This is a genomic window from Eubacterium sp. AF15-50 (assembly GCF_934835595.1).
Taxonomy (GTDB): domain Bacteria; phylum Bacillota; class Clostridia; order Lachnospirales; family Lachnospiraceae; genus Eubacterium_G; species Eubacterium_G segne.
Genome location: NZ_CAKVZL010000160.1, coordinates 1 through 230 on the forward strand (window position 1 = coordinate 1; position 230 = coordinate 230).

The window sequence follows — 230 nt, forward strand, 5'->3', positions numbered from 1 at the left end:
CGCCTACACTGGTGCGTGATCCGCCACTGATTTGTGAAATGCCCAAATGCAGCACTTTGCTGCGCGTGGCAACCGATTCGCGTGTGGAAATAATCATTCCCGTATAAGGTACGGCAATGCGGATGATGGCTACAATGCGGCAGAATATATCATCGGAAACAGCATTGGGGAAGTCGTTTGTGGAAATATCGTCAGCCGGACAGATGCGTGGCACGCTGATGGTGTGCGGA

Annotated in this window: 1 pseudogene (running past one end of the window); it reads right to left on the bottom strand. The window is 52.2% G+C overall.

Annotated features, from left to right (window positions below):
- Positions 1–230, bottom strand: a pseudogene (locus tag Q5O73_RS10575) ([FeFe] hydrogenase H-cluster radical SAM maturase HydG); its annotated part runs 280 nt beyond the window's last position; the annotation flags it as partial.